We start from the raw sequence: 8,519 nt of genomic DNA on the forward strand, positions 1-8,519 counted from the left end.
CTTTTTCAGAATCAAGCAGGCCGTATTCCTTCAGCATGATGGCTTGTTCCAGCATGTCGGAGATGCTTTCGGTGTGGGAAATAATGTGCTGCTTGATCACGTTCTCGCCCAAAGTGTCCTTGAGAATCCGGGCGGTGTGGTAGATCTTCAGTTCCTTTTGCAAAAGCTCTGACTTCGGTGAGTTGGATGAGTGGAGGCTGCGCGGGTCATTGTTTAATTCGCTGAGCAGGATCTGAATCTTTTCTTCTTCGCTCAAGTCGCTGTAGTTGTCACAGATCCGGGCGCTCTTTAAGAGTTCTGCCACGCAGGCTTCATTGACGCTGGAGTCTTGCCGCATGTCGATCGTGGCCAGGTGGAAGCCAAAGACATCGATGGCTTCCAGCAGGTCGTCAAAGTGGCCGCCAGTGACTGCCCGGTCATGGTTTTGGATCAATGACCGTTTAATGGCTTCCAGATCTTCCTTGAATTCGTAGGCATCCTTGTAGACTGGGGCCTTTAAAGCAGCTTCTTTCTTAACTACGGCTTCCTTAGAGAAGACGTCCAAAAGTTCCATTTCAGTGTGGGCCAGGCGGCTTTCCAGGTAGTAGAAGGCCCGGCGGTAAGGTTCATTTTCTCTGAATGGGGAGTTGTCGGCGGACAATTTGGCCAGTTCCGCAACTTCCGGCGTCGGCTGCACGTAAGAAGTTGAGACAGCTACCGTCCGGTAGAGGTCATTGAGGGCCTTGATGTAGTATTCAAAAATAACTTCACTTTGAATCGTCGCGCTCAAGCGGAGGGTTTCAGCCGTTACATAAGGGTTGCCGTCCCGGTCCCCGCCGATCCACATGCCCATGGTGATCGGCGTTGCCCCGGCAACGTTGAGGCCCTTTTCCCGGGCCAGTTCCTTGTAGCGGGCAGTGAGCTTGGTGATGGCCGGAATCAAGGAGTCAGGGTAGTAGACCATGACGTTCTTGATTTCGTTTGAGACCTTCAGCTTCTTTTCCCGGATGATGTCCGTCTGCATAATGATTTCAATGTAGCGGCGCAGTTCCCCAGTCCATTCTTCCCGGTTGATGGTGCCGGCCTTGACGTCCCGGTAGCGGCGGAGCAGATCATGGATCTTATTGGTAAGTTCCAGAATGGTCTTGCGCTGCACCTGGGTCGGGTGGGCGGTCAAAACAGGAACGACGTTGACATGGCTCAGAATTTCAGCGGCATTGTCCTTGCTTGCCACCAGGTCAACCGTTGATTCCAGCTTGCCCAGGTAGTCCTTGTCCGTGTTGTTGAGCAGGTTGACTTCACTGGCCAGGTCGACGTCTTCTGAAATGTTGATCAAAAGCGGCAGGGTCGCGAAGTAGCGGGCAACAACGATCATTTCTTGATTGCTCAAGCAGGCAATCTGGCTTTCCAGTTGGCTGTGGTCGTTGCTGGCAGCGATTTTGACCAGGCCCTTGATCTTGGCGAATTCTTCGTCGCCAACCAGGTGGCGGGTGCTTTCGTCAAGCAAGTCAGTCAGGATCTTGACCTCTTCAGCAATAACCGCGTGGTTACTGTTGTTCTCTAATTTCTTGGCAGTCACGCTTAACTTCCTCTTTCTTTTAACTAATGCTTTATGCTTGCTTATGCTTTTTATCTATCATACGCCTTTTTTGCTGAAAATTGAATTAGCTTGGGCTTCTTTTCCGTAACTTTTTCTAAAAAGTCGAACAATTTTCTTGACAAAAATGATACATTTCGGGTAAGGGTGAACTATACCAGCTGCTTGAGCCAGCTGGCCAGCATGATAATCAAGGGCACGCTGACCACTGACATCAGAGTCGACAGACACAGACAGCGCATAGGGAAGGCAACAGGGCGGTTGGCCAAGAGGCTGAGCATGACGATAAAGCCGGCAACCGGAGCGGCCGCCATGATGACTACGGCCAGGTAAGCGGTCGTTGACAAGGGGACCAGGAGCAAGATCACGCTCATGCAGGCCGGCATAAGGAAGTTCCGCAAGAAGCAGATCAGCCAGGCCTTGCCGTCTTTATAGAAGTCCCCCGAAATTGTTCCCAGGTTGGAGCCGATGACGATCATGCTTAAGGGAGTGTTCAAAGAAGCCACGTAGCTGACTGACCGGTCGATCACGGCAGGAAACTTGAGGCTGGCGCCGGTGATAAAAAGGATGAAGCCAATGGCCGTGGCGATGATATTTGGGTTTAAGAGGACGGTTCTGAGGGTATCGGCCAAAGGCTGCCGCTTCTTAAAGGTGCCGATGCCGTGAGACCAGATGAAGATGTTGTTTAGGACCAGGATGGGCACGGCGAAGAAGGTCCCCTTGCTGCCTAAAAGAGCTTGAATTAAGGGGATGCCGATAAAGCCGCAGTTGTTGTAGACCGCGCCAAAAGCAATCAGCTGCTTGTCCGGGTCATTTTTTAACCGAGGCAGGCGGAGCAGGAGACTGCTGAAGGCGATGGGGAAGAGGTAGTTGAGCGATCCCGCCAGGAAGGTTAAGCCAAAGTCCTTGACCAGGCTGGCGCTGGCCGGGCGCTCAAAGGCGTTGATGATCAGGCAGGGGCCGACGATGTAGACCAGGATGGCGGTTAAGTCCTTGCCAGTTTCTTCATGGATCATGCCCTTTTTCCGGCAGAGGAAGCCGATGGCCATGAGGATGAACATGATGCAGATCTGCTCCAGTGAGATGAAAAATGCCATAAAAATACTCCTATCAATCAGTTCTTTTTAACAGATTATAAGCCAATTTATTCTTTAAAAAGAAAGAACTTTAAAAAAGGGGGGAGAAAATGGGTGAAAAGCTTGGTGGGCAAAGGCCAAACCTGTTATACTGATTTAGTCATAATTGCAGTAGAAAATTTAAGAAACAGAGGAAAATCTATTGATCACAGTAACAGATTTAAGTTTGCAAATCGGCAGTCGCACCCTTTACAGCGACGTCAACCTTAAGTTCACGCCGGGCAACTGCTACGGCATCATTGGGGCCAACGGGGCCGGCAAGTCGACTTTCTTAAAGCTGCTGGAAGGAAAAATGGAACCGACCACGGGCTCAATCAGCATGGGTCCTAACGAAAGAATGTCCAGCCTGAACCAGGACCACTTTGCCTTTGAAGATTTTTCCGTTATGGAAACTGTGATTCAAGGCCACCAAAAGCTCTACCAGGTCATGAAGGAGCGCGACGCCCTTTACGCCAAGGCCGACTTCAGTGAAGAAGACGGGGTCAAGGCGGCTGAACTGGAAACTGAATTTGCGGAACTGGACGGCTGGAACGCTGAAGCTGACGCTTCCCAGCTTTTGCAGTCCATGAGCATCCCGGAAGACATGCACCAAAAGCAGATGAGCGAGCTGGCGGAAAGCGACAAGGTTAAGGTCCTTTTGGCCCAGGCACTGTTCGGCAACCCGGACATCCTCCTTTTGGACGAACCGACTAACGGTCTGGACGTGCACACCACGGCCTGGCTGGAAAACTTTCTGGCTGACTATGAAAACATCGTTTTGGTCGTTTCCCACGACCGTCACTTCCTGAACCAGGTCTGCACCCAGATGTGTGACGTTGACCGCGGGCAGATCAAGCTTTACGTCGGCAACTACGACTTCTGGTACGAATCAAGCAAGCTGGCCACGGAACTGGCCCGCCAGCAAAATGCCAAGAAGGAAGAACAGATCAAGCAGCTGCAGGAATTTATTGCCCGCTTCTCAGCCAATGCTTCCAAGTCCAAGCAGGCCACTTCCAGAAAGAAGCAGCTGGACAAGATCAGCTTGGACGACATCAAGCCATCCAGCCGCAAGTACCCTTACATCAAGTTTGAGATGAACCGGGATTTGGGCAACGACTTGCTCAGAGTGGACAATGTGTCCTACAAGTCTGGCGACGAACAGCTTTTGGACAATGTCTCCTTTATCGTTCGGCCGGGTGACAAGGTAGCCTTCTTGTCCAGAAACACCCGGGCTACGACCGCTTTGATGGAAATCATCGCTGGCCGCCTGGAGCCAGACTCCGGGACTGTTACCTGGGGGCAGACGACTTCCTTTAACTACATGTCCAGAGACCTTAACGCCAACTTCGACAATGACGAATTGACCATCCTGGACTGGCTGCGCCAATACGCTGACAAGGAACACGACGACAACACCTTCTTGCGGGGCTTTTTGGGCAGAATGCTCTTCAGCGGCGACGAGATCAATAAGCAGATCAAGGTCCTGTCCGGGGGTGAAAAGGTCCGCTGCCAGCTGTCCAGAATGATGCTGGAAGCAGCCAATGTATTGGTCATGGACGATCCGACCAACCACTTGGACCTGGAATCCATCACGGCCTTGAACGAAGCCATGGAAAACTACCCAGGCTCAATTCTCTTTACTTCCCACGACCACGAGTTCATCCAGACCATTGCCAACCACATTATTGAAGTTGGTCCAAAGGGTGTGGTGGCCCGGGCCGACATCAGTTACGACGACTTCCTGGCCCACCCGACTGTTCAAGAACAAGTCGCAAAGATCTACTAAAAGCAGAAAATTCCAAAGAAAAAGCTTATCCGTCCTGGATAAGCTTTTTTGCATATCTCCTTTATATATGCCTATGCTTCTTCGTCAAGTGCTGACCGGTGACCTTTCAAGGCAAAGACATAGACCATAAGAGAAATGAAGACCGCTAATGAAACGTAGTAAAAGAAGAGACTTTCGTGGCCAGCTGACCGCATGTACAAGGCGACGTATTGGGAAGTGCCGCCAAAAAGCGCGACAGTCAAACCGTAGGGCAAGCCAACGCCTAAAGCCCGGATTTCACTTGGAAAGAGTTCAGCTTTGACGATAGCGTTGATTGAGGTATAGCCAGAGACGATAACCACGCCGGTCAGCATTAGCAGAAATGCCTGCAGGGCAGTAGTGACATGAGAGAGCAGGGTAAAGATCGGGACGGTCAAGAGGGTCCCGCCGATACCAAAGAAGATCAAGAGGGGCCGGCGGCCGATTTTGTCAGACAAGTGGCCAAAGATTGGCTGCAAGGCGACCATGACTAAGAGAACCAAAAAGTTGATCATGGCGACAGTTTCCTTGTCCAGGCCAGCTGTGTTGATCATGAACTGCTGCATGTAGGTAGTGTAGGAATAGAAGCTGATCGTGCCGCCCAGGGTCATGCCAACGACGATGGCAACTTGCTTAGGGTATTTCATCAAAAGGCTGAAGCTGCCGGCCTGCTTGTTTTGCTTGTTTTTGGCAGTGAACTGGGCGGATTCATCCATAGACAGGCGCAGCCAAAGGACGGCTACGGCGCCCAGGGCACCAATGATGAAGGGGATGCGCCAGCCAAAAGCGTAGAGCTGGGCGTCGGTCAAAACCTGCTGCAGGATGATTTGGACCAGCAAGGAGAAGAGCTGGCCAGCGATCAGGGTCACGTATTGGAAAGATGAGTAGAAGCCCCGCCGGCCGCGGCTGGCCATTTCTGACATGTAGGTGGCGCTGGTGCCGTATTCCCCGCCAAGGGAGAGGCCTTGAATCATCCGGGTGACGACCAGGATGATGGGGCTGATGATCCCGACTTGCGCGTAGGTTGGGGCAAAAGCGATGATCAAGGAGCCGGCGGCCATGATTGTGACTGACAAGGTCAAGGCTGCCTTGCGCCCCTTTTTGTCAGCGAACTGGCCCATAATCAAGGAGCCCAGGGGCCGCAGCAAGAAGCCGATCGCAAAGACCGCAGCCGTTGAAAGAAGTTCAGCGGTCTGGTTGCTGGCCGGGAAAAAGGCGGCTGAGAAGTAGATTGAGAATGAGGCGTAAACGTACCAGTCGAACCACTCGATCATGTTTCCCAGTGAACCTTTGAAGATATTTGAGGCGATCTGCCATTCGCCAGACAACATGCCAACTTTTTTACCAGGAACTTCCATCATGTTTCCCTCCGTTTCTAAAAGATAAATAATGGATCAGCTCTTGCTGATGACTGTAACTATAGGAGCTTTGGAAAGGGTTGACAAGGGGTAAATTATAACAAGATTGAAAATAAGCGATAAAGGGAAGGCAAATAGCGAAAAATAGGAAAAGTACCGCCTTTGCTTAATATTCTTAAGCTTATTCTCTTGCACTTAGGGGGTAATGGGGGCTACACTTTACTAAATTAAGTTGTTGGGGAGCTAGCTGCATATTAAGCAGCCTTTTTTAAACAAAAAGCCTTTTCTTATAGGCTGTATGATGTAAGCGTGTTAAACTGAAGTATATAGGTATGGTTATATAGGAATGGCCTTGGAAGGTGGCGGTATGCAATGAAACTGAATCTGAAAAATAAAGCGGTTTGGGCGACTTTAACCATATTTTTTGTCGTTGCGTCATTTCTCATTGCAGCTGTTTTTTACTCGCAGAGTCTTGCCAGCAGAAAGGACAAGGCATACCAGATTGCTGAAGCCTATGCTATTGAGCTGAAGAGAGACTTCCAATATGCGGCCAGCAGCAACGCGGCCATGGAAAAGCTGGTGGTTGCCAAAAACGGCAAGGTAGAAAAAGAAGAATTCACGAATGCTGCCAAGCTGTTAAAGAAAGACTACATCAGCTTGATTGAACTGGTGCCTAATGGAGTAGTCACTAATACCTATCCATATCAGTCAAAGCAGAAAAAGAATAATGACTTAATGCAGGTTAAAGAGGCTAAGCAGGTTCTCAATTTCGTCAAGCAGAAAGACAAGGCCGTCTTATATGGCCCAATGCCCCTGCTCAATGCCAAGAGATGCGTCGTAGTCATGACTCCGGTAACCTTGAAAAATGGCAAGTTCTGGGGCTATGTTATCATGACGGTCAAATTGCCGGACGTCTACCAGCACACCTTGAAGAACTTGACGACCATGGGCTATGACTATTGCATTAATACCAACAAGTCGCCTTTAACCCAGAAGAAGACCCAGGTCGAGTCGTCTTTAGGGAAAGGAGAGAAGCTTAAGGACCCGGTTGGCTATACTTTTAATTATGGTTCTTGCTGGTGGACTTTAAACATCGTTCCTAAAGCAGGCTGGTGCAGCGGCGAAACAGTACTTTTGCTGATTTTTGCCGTATTGATCGACATATCACTGAGCTGCCTCTTGTATCTTTTCCTCGGTACCCGGCAGCAGAAAGTGGAGCTGGACCAGCTGGCTTTTAAAGATCCATTGACGGGACTGGACAACCGGCGGGGATTTTTTGAACAGTTAAAAAAATTAGCAGAAATAAAGGGGAAAGAGCCGCTGACTTTGGCCTTTATTGACCTGGATGACTTTAAGTTCGTCAATGACGTTTATGGACACGTGATTGGCGACTTGGCCTTGAAGCATTTGGCTGATCATTTACTGAAAAAGTTTCCGCCTGATGCTTTGGTTGGCCGGACAGGCGGGGACGAGTTCTGCGTCGCGGTGACCGGCAGGCCGGACTATATTAAGCAAGTGGTTGAAGATGCGATTGATGGCGTGCAAGAATTCAAGAGCGGTGAAACGACGGTCAGATATACGATTTCAGCCGGCTATGCTGCTTACCCAAGCCAGGCGGCCAGCATCAAAGAACTGGTGACTTTTGCTGATGAGGCACTTTACGCGGCTAAGATGCACGGCAAGCACGCGGCTAAGCGTTATGAGCCGGAAATGGAGCGGGTCAAGCGGGCCCAGCTGGGCTTCAACGTTAAGAACGTCGCTCAGGGTCTGCCGGGCGGGATTTTGATCTACCGGGCTGATGACAATGAGCGGGAGATACTTTTCGCCAACGACTACCTGGTTCATTTGCTGGGCTGCCAGAGCTACGAGGACTTTTTGGCATATACCAAGTCCAGCTATAATAACTTTGTCTATCAGGCCGACTTTGCGGAAGCGGAAAAGGCTATCAAGCTGCAGCGACAGAAAAAAGAGACAGATCCAGACAAGAGCCTGCTGCTGAACTACCGGGTCAAGGCTAAGAACGGAAAGATCCTCCACCTCAGCACTTTGGGCCGGTATGTGGAAGACAATTATTACGGCGATGTCTTTGTCGTCTTTGTCTTGCCGGATGACTTGTCCATGAAACGGAAAAAATAAAATGGTGAAGCTCGAGAAGACGAGTTTCACCATTTTTTCGTACAATTTTTGACCTGCTACTCATGAAAGTCGATGGTAAAGCGGGCTAAAAGGATCAGAAGCAACTGCAGGAGGTTCAGCCAGAGAAAGCCAGAGCCCAAGGCGATGGGCGAGATCATTTCACCGGCTGTCAAAAGTAGGAGAGCAGCCAGGAAAAAGAAGATTCCGCGGTCATCCAGCTTGTCTATCCGCAAGCTGAGCCAGGCCTCACAGACCAGCATGATGATGAAGACCAGACCAGCGGCGATTGAAGGGATAAAGGAAGACCAGCCCATTAGTCTGGCAGAGTTGCAGACATCAATCAAGCTGGCCAGGGAGACCCAGAGGAGAATGAGACTGAGCAGGAAGCTGACAGCTTGCAAAATTTTGGTAATGACTTTCAAAGTAACACCTCGATTTTCAAAGAATATTTTTCTTCAGTATAATGCGAAGAATTTTTTTGAGCAAACGCATAGGAATTGTTGAAAATTGTTATTTTCGCTTAATGACAT

The 8,519-nt window shown here is 50.0% G+C and carries 6 protein-coding genes; 2 read left to right on the forward strand and 4 right to left on the reverse strand.

Annotated elements, in window-relative coordinates; all coding sequences use genetic code 11:
* A partial coding sequence (locus tag ACI32D_RS04980; RefSeq protein ID WP_439775518.1) for a phosphoenolpyruvate carboxylase occupies positions 1 to 1,558 on the reverse strand: 1,558 nt, incomplete at its 3' end.
* A 170-nt stretch (positions 1,559 to 1,728) separates the two neighbouring features.
* Positions 1,729 to 2,673, reverse strand: coding sequence for an AEC family transporter (locus tag ACI32D_RS04985; RefSeq protein ID WP_439775519.1), 945 nt, complete (start codon positions 2,671 to 2,673; stop codon positions 1,729 to 1,731).
* Between the two features lie 181 nt (positions 2,674 to 2,854).
* On the opposite strand from ACI32D_RS04985, the gene ACI32D_RS04990 reads away from it, so the two are divergent.
* Positions 2,855 to 4,477 carry an ABC-F family ATP-binding cassette domain-containing protein gene (locus ACI32D_RS04990; RefSeq protein ID WP_439775520.1) on the forward strand — a complete coding sequence of 541 codons (1,623 nt, stop codon included), beginning with the start codon at positions 2,855 to 2,857 and terminating at the stop codon, positions 4,475 to 4,477.
* A 71-nt stretch (positions 4,478 to 4,548) separates the two neighbouring features.
* Here the strand turns inward: ACI32D_RS04990 and ACI32D_RS04995 are convergent, their stop codons facing one another.
* Positions 4,549 to 5,856, reverse strand: a complete 1,308-nt coding sequence (locus ACI32D_RS04995) for an MFS transporter (RefSeq protein ID WP_439775521.1) — start codon at positions 5,854 to 5,856, stop codon at positions 4,549 to 4,551.
* A gap of 369 nt (positions 5,857 to 6,225) precedes the next feature.
* On the opposite strand from ACI32D_RS04995, the gene ACI32D_RS05000 reads away from it, so the two are divergent.
* A complete protein-coding gene (locus tag ACI32D_RS05000; protein ID WP_439775522.1) occupies positions 6,226 to 7,989 on the forward strand; it encodes a sensor domain-containing diguanylate cyclase in 1,764 nt (587 codons plus the stop codon).
* 56 nt (positions 7,990 to 8,045) lie between these two features.
* Here the strand turns inward: ACI32D_RS05000 and ACI32D_RS05005 are convergent, their stop codons facing one another.
* Positions 8,046 to 8,411 carry a hypothetical protein gene (locus ACI32D_RS05005; RefSeq protein ID WP_439775523.1) on the reverse strand — a complete coding sequence of 122 codons (366 nt, stop codon included), beginning with the start codon at positions 8,409 to 8,411 and terminating at the stop codon, positions 8,046 to 8,048.
* Positions 8,412 to 8,519 lie beyond the last annotated feature (108 nt).

It is taken from the genome of Lactobacillus sp., assembly GCF_051873315.1.
GTDB lineage: Bacteria > Bacillota > Bacilli > Lactobacillales > Lactobacillaceae > Lactobacillus.

What these genes read in the sequence shown, in the direction of transcription:
- ACI32D_RS04995 (WP_439775521.1), bottom strand. Translation starts at nt 5,856, where the DNA reads ATGATGGAAGTTCCTGGTAAAAAAGTTGGCATGTTGTCTGGCGAATGG.
- ACI32D_RS04985 (WP_439775519.1), bottom strand. Translation starts at nt 2,673, where the DNA reads ATGGCATTTTTCATCTCACTGGAGCAGATCTGCATCATGTTCATCCTC.
- ACI32D_RS05000 (WP_439775522.1), top strand. Translation starts at nt 6,226, where the DNA reads ATGAAACTGAATCTGAAAAATAAAGCGGTTTGGGCGACTTTAACCATA.